The organism is Nonomuraea harbinensis (assembly GCF_019396385.1).
GTDB lineage: Bacteria > Actinomycetota > Actinomycetes > Streptosporangiales > Streptosporangiaceae > Nonomuraea > Nonomuraea ferruginea.
Genome location: NZ_JAHKRN010000047.1, coordinates 35,988 through 49,009 on the forward strand (window position 1 = coordinate 35,988; position 13,022 = coordinate 49,009).

10 protein-coding genes are annotated in these 13,022 nt (G+C 71.5%); 7 read left to right on the plus strand and 3 right to left on the minus strand.

Features of this window, described 5'->3' with window-relative positions; genetic code table 11:
• Window positions 1–9: 9 nt before the first annotated feature.
• Entirely contained in the window at window positions 10–858 is an 849-nt protein-coding gene (gene rsmI, locus KME79_RS34805; RefSeq protein ID WP_148029080.1) for a 16S rRNA (cytidine(1402)-2'-O)-methyltransferase, read from the plus strand.
• A 52-nt stretch (window positions 859–910) separates the two neighbouring features.
• A complete protein-coding gene (locus tag KME79_RS34810) occupies window positions 911–2,455 on the plus strand; it encodes a dolichyl-phosphate-mannose--protein mannosyltransferase (protein WP_219549435.1) in 1,545 nt (514 codons plus the stop codon).
• Here the strand turns inward: KME79_RS34810 and KME79_RS34815 are convergent.
• Complete coding sequence (locus KME79_RS34815) at window positions 2,349–3,845, minus strand: hypothetical protein (RefSeq protein WP_308249170.1); 1,497 nt, start codon at window positions 3,843–3,845, stop codon at window positions 2,349–2,351. The two genes, KME79_RS34810 and KME79_RS34815, sit on opposite strands and share 107 nt — an antisense overlap.
• 187 nt (window positions 3,846–4,032) lie before the next feature.
• Here KME79_RS34815 and KME79_RS34820 point away from each other — a divergent pair, with 187 nt between their 5' ends.
• The 4 genes from KME79_RS34820 to KME79_RS34835 all read left to right on the plus strand — a co-directional run bounded on the left by KME79_RS34820 (window position 4,033) and on the right by KME79_RS34835 (window position 8,945).
• The gene (locus KME79_RS34820; RefSeq protein WP_219549437.1) at window positions 4,033–5,268 is read left to right on the plus strand and encodes a glycosyltransferase family 2 protein; all 1,236 of its coding nucleotides are present in this window, start codon (window positions 4,033–4,035) and stop codon (window positions 5,266–5,268) included.
• Window positions 5,269–5,312: 44 nt separating this feature from the next.
• Complete coding sequence (metG, locus tag KME79_RS34825; protein ID WP_219549439.1) at window positions 5,313–7,094, plus strand: methionine--tRNA ligase; 1,782 nt, start codon at window positions 5,313–5,315, stop codon at window positions 7,092–7,094.
• A gap of 4 nt (window positions 7,095–7,098) precedes the next feature.
• Window positions 7,099–7,953: a TatD family hydrolase gene (locus KME79_RS34830; protein WP_219549441.1), complete on the plus strand. Its 855-nt coding sequence runs from the start codon at window positions 7,099–7,101 to the stop codon at window positions 7,951–7,953.
• 83 nt (window positions 7,954–8,036) lie between these two features.
• The gene (locus KME79_RS34835; RefSeq protein WP_148029084.1) at window positions 8,037–8,945 is read left to right on the plus strand and encodes a resuscitation-promoting factor; all 909 of its coding nucleotides are present in this window, start codon (window positions 8,037–8,039) and stop codon (window positions 8,943–8,945) included.
• Here KME79_RS34835 and KME79_RS34840 read toward each other — a convergent pair.
• Both KME79_RS34840 and KME79_RS34845 read right to left on the minus strand, forming a co-directional pair.
• Complete coding sequence (locus KME79_RS34840) at window positions 8,942–10,132, minus strand: FG-GAP repeat protein (protein ID WP_219549443.1); 1,191 nt, start codon at window positions 10,130–10,132, stop codon at window positions 8,942–8,944. The genes KME79_RS34835 and KME79_RS34840 overlap by 4 nt on opposite strands.
• The gene (locus tag KME79_RS34845) at window positions 10,129–12,087 is read right to left on the minus strand and encodes a serine/threonine-protein kinase (RefSeq protein WP_219549445.1); all 1,959 of its coding nucleotides are present in this window, start codon (window positions 12,085–12,087) and stop codon (window positions 10,129–10,131) included. The genes KME79_RS34840 and KME79_RS34845 overlap by 4 nt, the downstream gene beginning before the upstream one ends.
• A gap of 91 nt (window positions 12,088–12,178) precedes the next feature.
• Between KME79_RS34845 and rsmA the strand changes: the two genes are divergently transcribed.
• Complete coding sequence (rsmA, locus tag KME79_RS34850; protein WP_219549495.1) at window positions 12,179–13,018, plus strand: 16S rRNA (adenine(1518)-N(6)/adenine(1519)-N(6))-dimethyltransferase RsmA; 840 nt, start codon at window positions 12,179–12,181, stop codon at window positions 13,016–13,018.
• Window positions 13,019–13,022: the final 4 nt, after the last annotated feature.

Sequence of the window (13,022 nt, forward strand, 5' to 3'; positions counted from 1 at the left end):
AATGGCCGGATGACTGGTGAGGGCAGGCTCGTGCTGGCGGGGGCGCCGATAGGGCAGGCGGGCGACGTGTCGCCGCGGCTGCGCGAGGCGCTGGCGGGCGCCGACGTGGTGGCGGCCGAGGACACCAGGAGGCTGCGCAGGCTGACCGTCGAGCTGGGCGTGGAGATCGCCGGCCGGGTGGTGTCCTACTACGACGCCAACGAGGCCGCCCGCGCCGAAGAGCTGCTGGAGGCGCTCCTGGAGGGCCGCACGGTCGTGGTCATCACCGACGCGGGCATGCCGGGCGTCTCCGACCCCGGCTACCGGCTGACCCGCCTGGCCGTCGAGGCGGGCGTCACGGTCACCGCGCTGCCGGGCCCGAGCGCCGTCACCACCGCGCTGGCCGTCTCGGGGCTGCCCAGCGACCGGTTCTGCTTCGAGGGCTTCCCGCCGCGCAAGCCCGGCGACCGGGCCCGCCGCCTGGAGGCGCTGGCGCGCGAGGAGCGCACGATGGTGTTCTTCGAGGCTCCGCACCGGCTGGCCGCCTCGCTGGAGGCGATGGCCGGCGCGTTCGGCGCCGACCGCCCCGCGGCCGTCTGCCGCGAGCTGACCAAGACGTACGAGGAGGTGCGCCGCGGCGGGCTGGGCGAGCTGGCCGCGTGGGCGGAGGCGGGCGTCAAGGGCGAGATCACCGTCGTGGTCGCCGGCCACACCGCCGCGGACGAGGAGGCCGACCTTCCCGCGCTGGTGGCCGAGGTCGACAGGAGGGTGGCGGCGGGGGAGCAGCGCAAGACGGCCGTCGCCGACGTGGCCAAGGCGGCGGGCGTGCCCAAGCGCGAGCTCTATGACGCGGTTCACAGGCGTTCCGCCACCCCATAGTGTGCCCATGGTGAGGAACTGGGGGGTTTCGCGGCACCGCCTTGTCCCGCCGATGAGGGGAAGCGCGCTCTGGGGGTGGCTGGGGCCCGTCCTCGTCGCGATCTTCGGCGGTGTCCTGCGCTTCACCGGGCTCGGCCGGCCGCACGCGGTGGTGTTCGACGAGACGTACTACGCCAAGGACGCGTACGCCCTGCTCCGGTACGGGGCGGAGCGGGCCATGCTCGGCGACTCCGACAACCCCGTCGCGGACAAGCGCCTCATCGCCGGCGATCTCGACATCTTCCGCCGGTGCGCCGACTACGACCAGTGCGCCTCGTACGTGGCGCACCCGCCGCTCGGCAAGTGGATGATCGGCGTGGGCGAGTGGCTGTTCGGGATGAACCCGTTCGGCTGGCGGTTCGCCGCCGCCCTGGTCGGCACGCTGTCGATCCTCATGCTCGCCCGGGTGGCGCGGCGGATGACCCGCTCGACGCTGCTGGGCTGCTTCGCGGGGTTACTGCTGGCGCTGGACGGGCTGCACTTCGTGCTGTCGCGGACGGCGCTGCTCGACATCTTCCTCATGTTCTGGGTCCTGGCCGGCTTCGCCTGCCTGGTGGTCGACCGGGACAAGGCCCGCGAGCGGCTGGTCGACTGGTGGGAGAGCGCCGCGGTCTCCACCACGGGGCCGCGGCTCGGGCTCCGGCCGTGGCGGATCGCCGCCGGCGTCTGCCTGGGCGCGGCGTGCGCGGTCAAGTGGTCGGGGGTCTTCTTCCTGATCGCGTTCGCGGTCCTCGCCTTCGTGTGGGACATGGGGGCCAGGCGTGCCATCGGGCTGCGCGAACCGTACCGGGGGGCGTTCTCGCACGACCTGCCGCCGGCGGCGGCCGCGTTCGCCGCCGTGCCCGCGTTCGCGTACGCGCTGTCGTGGACCGGCTGGTTCGTCACCGACGCCGGCTGGGGGCGCGGCTGGGACCAGGCCACCTCGGCCGGGCCGCTCTTCTTCGTCGTCGACTCGGCCCGGTCGTGGCTGAAGTATCACTTTCAAGTGCTCGGCTACCACAGCGGGCTGGACCTCCACCATCCCTACATGTCGGAGCCGTGGACCTGGCCGGTGCTCTTCAGGCCCGTGTCGTTCCACTACCCGACCGGCCTGCCGCCCTCCGCGTGCGGGGGCGACGCCTGCTCGCAGGCCGTGATCGGGGTCGGCACCCCCGCCCTCTGGTACGGGGCCGTGCTCGCCCTGCTGGGCTGCGTCGCCTGGTATGTCACCGGGCGTGACTGGCGGGCCGGGGCGGTGCTGCTGACCTACGCGGCGGGCTGGCTGCCCTGGTTCTACTACGCGATCGCGCAGAACCGGACCATGTACCTGTTCTACATGATCCCCCTGGTGCCGTTCATGGTGCTGGCCGTCACGCTCATGGCCGGGCTCCTGCTCGGCAGGGCCGACGCGCCGCCGCCGCGGAGGGCCGCCGGGGCGGCGGTCGTGGGGGCCTTCGCGCTGATCGTACTGATCAACTTCTGGTGGCTTCACCCGGTGTTGTCGGCTGAGACCCTGACCCGGGCGGAGTGGTGGGACCGGATGCTGATGACCTCCTGGGTGACCCCCGCACCCAAGTGACGCCGTGGCGCAGCGTGATGGCCGCCGCGATGCACGCCAGCGGCACGGCGGGCAGCACGTACCGGTAGTCGAACTCGGCCGTCGCGGCCGGCGCGAGCAGCAGCCCGAACGCGCCCAGCCAGGGCAGGATCACCGGCCCGCCCAGCTTGCGCCAGCGCACCGCGATGCCGTAGAGGCCGATCAGCATGATGCCGCCCAGCACGATGCCCCGCAGGTAGAACACCTTCTGGTAGCCGCTCATGATCTCCGCCCAGGGCGAGACGATCCGCGTCTCCGGCGGCCCCTGCTCGTAGGCGAACGCGTCGGTGTCGGTGCGGCCCTGGTAGGACGGCCAGTTGGGCAGCCGCTTCGGGTTTCCGGTGCTGTCGAGCTCGTAGTACGGCTTGAACTCGTACATGTTGTAGGTCGCCGCGTCGGGGAAGCGCGGCCGGGCCCAGTGGAAGCTGCGCAGGAAGTCGCGGAGCACCACCTGGAGGTAGTCGCCCGGCTGGGAGGTGATCGCGCGCATCGCGAACGCGCTGGCCGCCTCGTTGGTGATGTCGGTGAACTTCACGCTGCCCCAGCGGTGGAGCACCTCGCCGGTGCCCTCGCCGTCGCCGCTGCCCTGGCCCCACAGGTACCACTGCGCGTAGTCCTTGCGCTCGCTGACGGGGTCGTTGATGCACAGCAGGACCAGCTCGACCTCCTTGTAGGGGTCGATGCTCATCTTCTCGCAGTCGGCGAAGATCGCCGTGCGCATGTAGAGGATGAGCCCGTCGCTGTTGGTCATCGCGAACTTGCCGTACGCGGACGCGAACCAGCCCATGTAGGCCGCCACCGGGATGGCGCAGGTGGTCAGGACCGCCACGATCGGCTTCCACCCGGTGCGCTTGACGAGCAGGTAGGCCAGCACGAGCACGAGGATCGGCAGGCCGATCGAGCGGGTCAGCCAGGTCAGCGCCAGCAGCAGGCCGACCACGGCGCCCATCCGCCACGTCATCCGCCGGTGCCACAGCACCAGCGTGATCACCGCCACGACCAGCAGGGTGAACTGCGTGTCCGACATGATCAGCTGCTCGAGCTGGATCTGGTAGGCGTCGAACAGCACCGGCGCGGCGGCCAGCGTCGCCCCCCACTTGGGCAGCGCGAACTTCCGGCGCAGCAGCGCGTAGATCAGCACCGCCGTGGCCAGCCCCATCAGGTGCTGGGTAAAGGTCACCAGGGCGAAGCTGTGAAAAGGCTTGAGCAGGATCAGCCAGAACCCGTAGCCGTCGGGCCGGATCGGGTGCGGCCTCGGGTGCAGAGCTACCGACACATACTCGTACGAATCGTTGAACCACATGGCGGGCCCGTAGCCGAGCATGGTGACGACCCGCAGCAGCGCACCCGCGGCGAAAGCTGCTGCGAACACCCGATGACGGCGCGGAAACGAGAGCACGCGCGCCATCCGGCCAGGGGCGGAGTGGTCCACAGAAGTGCCCTCCGCGACGCTCACCATGCTGTAAAGAATGCCAGTCGTTTGGATGACATGCCGCGACCATTGCCGGGCACACGGCATGATGGTGGGCTGTGAAGAGCCGTAACTGAAGGGTTGAGACGTGGAACTGACGGTGGTCATGCCCTGCCTCAACGAGGCCGAGACCGTGGAAGTCTGCGTGCGCAAGGCTCTTGCGTGCATGGAAGAGCACGGCATCGAGGGCGAGGTGCTGATCGCCGACAACGGCAGCACCGACGGCTCGCAGCAGCTCGCTCGCGACGCCGGCGCGCGTGTGGTCCACGTTGACGCGAAGGGCTACGGCAACGCGCTCATGGGCGGCATCCGGGCCGCGCGCGGCAAGTACGTGATCATGGGCGACGCCGACGACTCCTACGACTTCGGCTCCCTGATGCCGTTCGTGGAGCAGTTGCGCGACGGCGCCGACCTGGTGATGGGCAACCGGTTCAAGGGCGGCATCGCGCCGGGCGCCATGCCCCCGCTCCACCGTTACCTCGGCAACCCGGTGCTGTCGTTCGTCGGGCGGCTGTTCTTCCCGTCGAAGATCGCCGACTTCCACTGCGGGCTGCGCGGCTTCCGCCGCGACTCCATCCTCAACCTGGGCCTCCAGACCGGTGGCATGGAGTTCGCCAGCGAGATGGTCGTGCGCTCCACCCTGGCCGGCTACGACGTGCGCGAGGTGCCCACCACGCTCTCGCCCGACGGCCGCTCCCGCCCGCCCCACCTGCGCTCCTGGCGCGACGGCTGGCGCCACCTGCGCTTCCTGCTCCTCTACAGCCCCAAGTGGCTGTTCTTCTATCCCGGCATCGCGCTGATGATGATCGGCCTGGTGGCCGGCACCGCGCTGACGTTCGGGCCGGTCAAGATCGGCCAGCTGGCGTTCGACGTCGACACGCTCGTCGGCGCGTCGGCCGCGATGGTGATCGGCTTCCAGTCGGCGCTGTTCGCGCTGTTCACCAAGGTGTACGCGGCCGAGGAGGGGTTCCTGCCCGAGTCGCGGCGGGTGCGCAAGCTGATCAGCATGGTGACGCTGGAGCGCGGCCTGGTCGTGGGCGGCCTGCTCGCGCTGGCCGGCCTCGTCGGCCTGGTCATGTCGCTGGTCCACTGGCAGGTGCGCAGCTGGGGCGCGCTCGACCCGCGCGAGTCGCTGCGCATCGTGGTCCCGGCGGCCACCGCCCTCATCATGAGCTTCCAGACGATCTTCGCGTCGCTGTTCGTCAGCATCCTCGGCATCCGCCGCACCCGCGAGTCCTCCGTCGACGTGGCGGCCCGCGCCGCCGAGGAGGCGGCCGAGGCCCTCTCGCGCGAGGAGAGCGCCGCGGCCACGCCCCAGGTGTAGCGGTTCGGTTCGAGACGCGCGGCGGTGGCCCGTAGGCTTGGACCATGTCCCAGCACATTCTGACCGCCGTCGCGTGGCCGTACGCTAACGGCCCCCGCCACATCGGGCACGTCTCCGGGTTCGGCGTGCCTTCCGACATCTTCAGCCGCTACCAGCGGATGGCGGGCAACAAGGTGCTGATGGTCTCCGGCACCGACGAGCACGGCACTCCTATCCAGGTGCAGGCCGACAAGGAAGGCGTCACGGCCAGGGAGCTGGCCGACCGTTACAACCGGGTGATCGCCGAGGACCTCACCGGGCTGGGGCTGTCCTACGACCTGTTCACGCGCACGACCACGCGCAACCACTACGCCGTCACGCAAGAGATCTTCAAGGGTCTCCACGCCAACGGCTACATCTTCCCCAAGACCACGATGGGCGCCATCTCCCCGTCGACCGGGCGCACGCTCCCCGACCGCTACATCGAGGGCACCTGCCCCCTCTGCGGCTACGACGGCGCGCGCGGCGACCAGTGCGACAACTGCGGCAACCAGCTCGACCCGATCCAGCTGATCAACCCGGTGAGCCGCATCAACGGCGAGACGCCGGTCTTCACCGAGACCGAGCACTTCATGCTCGACCTGCCCGCCTTCGCCGAGGTGCTCGGCACCTACCTGCGCTCCAAGCAGGGCGAGTGGCGGCCCAACGTGCTCAAGTTCGCCCTCAACCTGCTCGGCGACCTGCAGCCGCGGGCGATCAGCCGCGACCTCGACTGGGGCGTGCCGATCCCGCTCGACGGCTGGCGCGACCAGCCCAACAAGCGGCTGTACGTGTGGTTCGACGCGGTGATCGGCTACCTGTCGGCGTCCATCGAGTGGGCCAGGCGCTCCGGCGACCCCGAGGCCTGGCGCCAGTGGTGGCAGAATCCCGACGCCCGGGGCTACTACTTCATGGGCAAGGACAACATCGTCTTCCACGCCGAGATCTGGCCGGCGATGCTGTTCGGTTACAGCGGGCAGGGCGACAAGGGCGGCACGCCGGGCTCGCTCGGCGCGCTCGACGTGCCCTCCGAGGTGGTCTCCAGCGAGTTCCTGACCATGGAGGGCAAGAAGTTCTCCTCCTCCCGGCAGGTCGTCATCTACGTGCGCGACTTCCTGGCCCGCTACGACGCCGACGCGCTGCGCTACTACATCGCCGTCGCCGGTCCTGAGAACCAGGACACCGACTTCACCTGGCAGGAGTTCGTCAACCGCAACAACGGCGAGCTGGTCGCCGCCTGGGGCAACCTCGTCAACCGGTCGATCTCCATGGCGGCCAAGAACTTCGGCGTGATCCCGGAGGCCGGCGACCTGACCGACGCCGACCGGGCGCTGCTGGAGCGCTCGCGCAACACCTTCGGCCCGGTCGGCGCCGAGCTGGCCCGCTCCCGGTTCAAGAACGCCATCACCGAGGCGCTCGACGTGGTCCGCGACGCCAACCGCTATCTCGCCGAGCAGGAGCCGTGGAAGCTCAAGGGCGACCCGGAGCGGCAGAAGTCCATCCTGCACGTCGCCCTCCAGGTGGTCGACGACGCCAAGACCATGCTGACGCCGTTCCTGCCCGGCTCGTCCAACAAGGTCCACGCGATGCTCGGCGGCGAGGGCGTCTGGTCCGGCATGCCGGAGATCCGCGAGGTCGACGAAGACGGCGGCGCCGCCTACCCCGTGATCACCGGCGAGTACGACGGCGCGGCCCGCTGGGAGCACCGGCCGATCAAGCCGGGCATCCCGCTGGCGCCGCCCGTGCCGCTGTTCAAGAAGCTCGACCCGAAGGTCGTCGACGAAGAGCTGGCCAGGCTGGAAGGCTGATCCCGTGACCAAGCCGCCCGCCCCGCCGGAGCCGCTGTCCGCGCCGGTGTTCGACAGCCACTGCCATCTCGACATCATGGTGGGCGACCGGCAGGCGTCCTCGGGTGACCCGGTGGCCCAGGCCGCGCAGGCGGCCTCGGCCACCGTGCGCGGCATCCTCGACGACGCCCGCGCGGTGGGCGTCACCCGGCTGGTGACGATCGGCTACGACCTGCCGTCCTCGCGATGGAACGCCGAGGTGGCGACCGCCCACGCCGACGTCCACGCCGGCGTGGCGGTCCATCCCAACGAGTCGCACGCGGCCACCCCCGAGGTCCTGGCCGAGATCGAGGAGCTGGCGGGGCGGCCGGAGGTGCGCGCCGTCGGCGAGACCGGGCTCGACTACTTCCGCGACTGGGCGTCCAGGGACGACCAGCACGCCAGTTTCCGCGCGCACATCGAGATCGCCAAGCGTACGGGGAAGGCGCTGGTCATCCATGACCGTGAGGCGCACGACGACGTGCTGAAGGTGCTGGCGGCCGAGGGGGCGCCGCCGGTGGTGGTGTTCCACAGCTTCTCCGGCGACGCCGATATGGCCAAGAAATGCACCGACGCCGGATATTTCATGTCATTTTCCGGGCCTGTCACGTACAAGAAGAACGACGCGCTGCGGGAGGCCGCCCGGGTCGCGCCCGCCGAGCTGATGCTGGTCGAGACCGACGCCCCCTACCTGCCGCCGGTGCCGCACCGCGGCAAGCCCAACGCCCCCTACCTCGTCCCGATCACGCTGCGCTGCCTCGCCGAGGTCAAGAACGTCCATCCTGACCGGTTGTGCGAGGCCATCAGCGACAACGGAGTCACCGTTTTCGGCGAGTGGTGACCATGTTCCGGTGAAGCGGTGATGGCGGCGTGGCGGCCGCCACTACTGTCGGGCGCCTCAGGAGACGTACCGGAGGTCCCCACGTGCGAGGAAAGAGACGTGCCCCGCGCCCCCGGATCCCGTGGCGCTCGCCGTGGACGCCCCTGGCGTGCCTGGCGGGCCTGCTCGCCACCGGCGCCATCGCGGTCCTCGGCGGCATGGCCAAGGACGTGGTGCTGATCGTCGACGGCCGGCGGCAAGAAGTGCGCAGCTTCGCCGACTCCGTCCACGAGCTGCTCGCCGACCATGACGTGCCCTTCGGCGACGGCGACCTGGTACGGCCCGGCGCGCGGGCGCCGCTGGCCGACGGGGTGCGCGTCGAGGTCCGCCACGCCAGGCCCATCACGCTGACCGTCGACGGCCGCACCAGCCGCCGCCTGGTCACCGCCACCACCGTGCGCGACGCGCTGGCCGAGCTGGACATGGCCGCGCTGCGGGGGAGGATGTCGGCGCCCAGGTACGAGCCGGTGCCGCTGTCGGGCATGGCGCTGATCATCTACACCCGGCGGACCGTGCACATCGTCGCCAACGGCACCCGCCGCGACGTGACCACCACCGGCAGGACCGTCAGGCAGGTGCTCAAACGCGCCGGGATCTCGTACGAGCCCGGCTCGCTGATCCGGCCGCCGCTGCGCGCCTTCCCCGGCGAAGGCTCGGTCATCACCGTGCTGCCGCCCCGCACCGAGCCCGTCGGGGACGAGGTCATGCGGCTCGACTGGGACGCGCTGGCCATGTGCGAGTCCGGCGGCGACCCCACCGCCTACAACCCCAGCGGCCCCTACTACGGGCTCTACCAGTTCAGCCTGCCGATGTGGCAGCTCGTCGGCGGCACCGGCATGCCGCACGCCTGGCCGCCCGAGGAGCAGACGTACCGGGCGCAGCTCCTCTACCAGCGGGTCGCCGGCCGGTGGCAGGAGCAGTGGCCGAACTGCGGAGCCCACCTGTTCGGCTAGCCGAGCGAGACCCCGAAGTCGGCGCCCTTCGGCGGCTGCACGGCCCGCAGCTCGTCGGAGTTGCGCGCCGCGACGGTGACCTTCCCGTACGGGGCCGCGTCCGGCTGCCCGACGAACAGCTTGTTGCCGCTGAACGCCAGCGACCAGCCGAACAGCCCGTCCGCGGGCGGCAGCCGCCTGTCGTCCTTGCCGTCCGCGGCCGTGACCACCCGGACGCCGCCGCCGTACGGGGCGCCGATGGCCAGCCTGCCGTCGGCCGAGGCGGCCAGCGAGAACCCGAACGCCTCCTCGCCCTCCTGCCGCACCCGGGCCTTCGGGGCCAGCTTCTCGTCGTAGAGCTGCACGTACCCGGCACCCGGGGCGCCCACGGCCGGCCCCGCCCCGTCGACCCAGGCCACCGCGTACCCGTACTTGTCGCCCGCCTTGTCCGTGGGCGAGTCCAGCTTGGTGCTGACGATCTTCTCCGCCAGCACGTCCTGGATGACCACCACGGAACCCGAGTCCACCTTGCCGGAATCCACCTGCTGGCCCTGACCGTCGTCGTTCTCGTACGGCACGCCGACCACCACGCCGTTGCCGGGCCCCATGGCCAGCGAGTAGCCGAACTGGTCACCCACCTCGCTGTTGCCCCGCACCTCGACCGTCGCCTGTGTGACCCGCCGCAACGCGCCGCCGCCCTTGAGCGCGTAGATCGCCCCGGCGTCCGCCAGGTCGCCGTCGTCCTCGTACGGCGCCCCGATCACCACGAGGTCGCCGCGCGCCGCCAGCGACCAGCCCAGCCGGGCGCCGCGCTGCGGCTCCGCCGCCACCAGCCGCCGCGGCTCGAGCGCGCCGCCGCCGTAGATCACGTACGCGGTGCCCGCGTCGGCGTTGCCGTCCACATCCGTGTACGGGGCGCCCACGACCAGGTCGGCGCACTCGTCGGCGTTCACCTTCGCCAGCCGCACCGACCAGCCGAACGCGTCACCCTCCGCCAGCCCCTGCACGGTCACCGGGATGGAGGTGTCGCCGGAGAGCACGTGCACCGCGCCCTTCTGGCCCTCGGCGAAGGGGTCGCCCACGGCGACGTCGTCCACCCCGTCGCCGTCGAAGTCGCTCACCCCGGCGCAGGCCGTGCCCGCCGCGTACGTCACCCCCTGCCCTGACACACCCAGCAGCACCGCCAGCAGAATCGCACGGATCTTCACAGTTTGACCTCGATCTGCTCGCCGTCCTTCAGCATCGTCGCCGACAGCTCCACCGGCTTGCGGTAAGGCGGCAGGTCGAACACGAGCACCCCGTCGATCCGGTCGCCCGGCGCGATGGCCGCCGGCGCCGCACCGTCGTCGATCGGGTCGTGGCGGCCGCCCCGGTCGTCGCGCAGGGTCACCACGGGATCGCCGATCTCCCACAGCCGGCCGCCCGGGTTCAGCATCACCCAGCGCACCACGCACAGCTGGCCCTGGGCCTGCGTCCTGCCCTCGTACTCCCGCAACCCGCATCGCGGCGCCTCCGGCACGATCACCATCGGGTCGTCGAACGCCGGGCCGAGCGCGAACCGCCGCCCGACGTCGTTGGGCTGTGCGGTGGCGGCGGCGGGGGAGCCGGTCGCGGTGGTGCCGGCCGGGGTGTCGCGGCCCGACGTGACGATGAGCACGGCCCCGGTGACGGTGATCGCCAGCAGCGCGGCGGCGGCGGCGATCAGCCATCGGGTGCTGCGGGGACGCTGGTAGCCGGGGTCGGTCGGTTCGCCGCCGGGCGGCGGGATCGTCTGGGGAAGCGCGGCAGACTGCCAGCGGGCCAGCTCCTCCCGCGCGGCCAGCTCCTCCCGCCTGCCCATCTCGGTCACGGAAACCGGCTCGCCCTCATGGTCCTGCTGTTGGGGAGGGGTGTCCGCCGTGGTCGCGTACGGATCGCCTGGGGTGCCTGCCCCTTGAGACGGCGCGGGGCTGCGCTGCGTGGTCTGCTCGCGGGCGGGCGCATGCGCCTCGTCGCGTGGGGGAGCGTGGTGCTCTGCCGGCGTCGGAGGGCGCTCGCCCGCACCGGTGGGTAACAGCCCTCCACCCGGTACGGCCGCGCCGCCGGGTAAGGAGCCGCTCGGGAGGGCCGCCGGCGGTGAGGAGTCCTGTGAAGGGGGACCCTCCTGGCCGCGGGACGGGATGAGTCCCGCGGGCCGCTTCCCCGAAGGGTCCCGATCCACCATGGTGTCACTGGGCGGGGGCGTCGTGAAGGTCGCGGTGATGTCCGGTTCGTCGACCACGTTCCTGGGCGGCTCCCACTCCGCCATCAAGTCGGTCGCCACCAGGGTCGGCGGGTTCGCCGTCGCCGCCGGTGCGGGCGCGCTCCCGCCGACCAGCGCGATGAGCAGCTCCTGAGCCGTGGGCCGCTGCTCCGGCTCCATCGCCGTGGCCCGCCGCACCAGCTCGTTGAGCGGCGCGGGCAGCGCACCCAGGTCAGGCTGGCTGTGCAGCACGCGGGTGGCGAGCGTGATGGGGTCGCCCCGGCCGAACGGGTGCCGCCCGTTGCCCGCGTAGGCCACCAGGCAGCCCCACGCGAAGATGTCGGCCGCCGGAGTGACGGTGTGTCCCCGTACCTGCTCGGGAGCCCACCACCCGGGGCTGCCCAGCAGCTCCCCGGACATGGTGAACCCCGTCTCCCTGTCGAGCGCCCTGGCGATGCCGAAGTCGATCACCCGCGGCCCCGACAGCGAGAGGATCACGTTGGCCGGCTTGAGGTCGCGGTGGACCAGCCCGGCCACGTGGATCGCCGCCAGCGCCGCCGCCACCCCCAGCGCCACGCCGTGCAGCGGCCCGGGATCCAGGGCCCCGTAGGTGGAGATCTGGTCGGACATGGGCGTGCCGGCGATGTACTCGGTGACCATGTAGGGCCGGCCGTCGCCGGTGTTGCCGTTGTCGAGCACCTGCGCCGTGCAGAACGACGCCACCCGCCGGGCGTTCTCCACCTCGGCGTGGAAGCGGGCCGCGAACCCCTCCTGGTTGGCGAACTCGGCCTTCACCACCTTGACCGCGACGAACCGCCCCGTCGGCGCGCGGGCGAGGAAGACAGTCCCCATGCCGCCTTCACCCAGCCGCCCGAGCATGCGGTACGGCCCGATCTCCCGTAAGTCCGTCGGGCGAAGCGGGGCGGCGCCCGTTGGCTCCATGAGGGATGTCCCTTCCTGTTCCACCCATCCTCCCCTCACCCGGCCCCCGTGCGCCATCGCAGGTTCTTCGATGCGCGACACTTATTGGATGATGAGGCTCCTGGGCCCAGCAGAAATACGTATTTTGGCGAACAAGCTAGATCTGCGACCCACCAAAAAGCTAGGCCAGAACTTCGTGATCGACGCCGGCACCGTCCGGCGCATCGTCCGCGTGGCGGGGGTGACCTCGGACGATGTGGTCATCGAGGTGGGCCCCGGCCTCGGTTCCCTCACGCTGGCGTTGCTGCCGGAGACCCGTCACGTGGTGGCCGTCGAGATCGACCCGGTGCTGGCGGCGCAGTTGCCGAAGACGGTCGCCGAGCGGGGCCTCGCCGACAAGCTCACGGTGATCCAGGCCGACGCCATGAAGGTCACGCCTGACGACCTGTCCGGCCACACCCCCACGGCGCTGGTGGCCAACCTGCCCTACAACGTGGCGGTGCCGGTGGTGCTCCACCTGCTGGAGGTGCTGCCCTCGCTGCAGAGGGGCCTCGTCATGGTCCAGGCCGAGGTCGCCGACCGGCTCGCCGCCGCGCCCGGCTCCAAGGTGTACGGGATCCCGTCGGTCAAGGCCGCCTGGTACGCCGACGTACGCAGAGCCGGCCCCGTCGGCCGCACGGTCTTCTGGCCGGTGCCGAACGTCGACTCCGGCCTCGTCTCGCTGGTGCGCCGCGACCCGCCGCCGACGACGGCCACGCGCGAGGAGGTGTTCGCGGTGATCGACGCCGCCTTCGCCCAGCGCCGCAAGACCCTCCGCGCCGCTCTCGCGGGCTGGGCGGGCAGCCCGGCAGGGGCCGAGCAGGCGCTGCGGGCGGCGGGGGTGGACCCTTCGGTACGGGGCGAGCAACTGGACATCCACGCCTTCGCCCGCATCGCGGAACACAAGCTCTGATCGG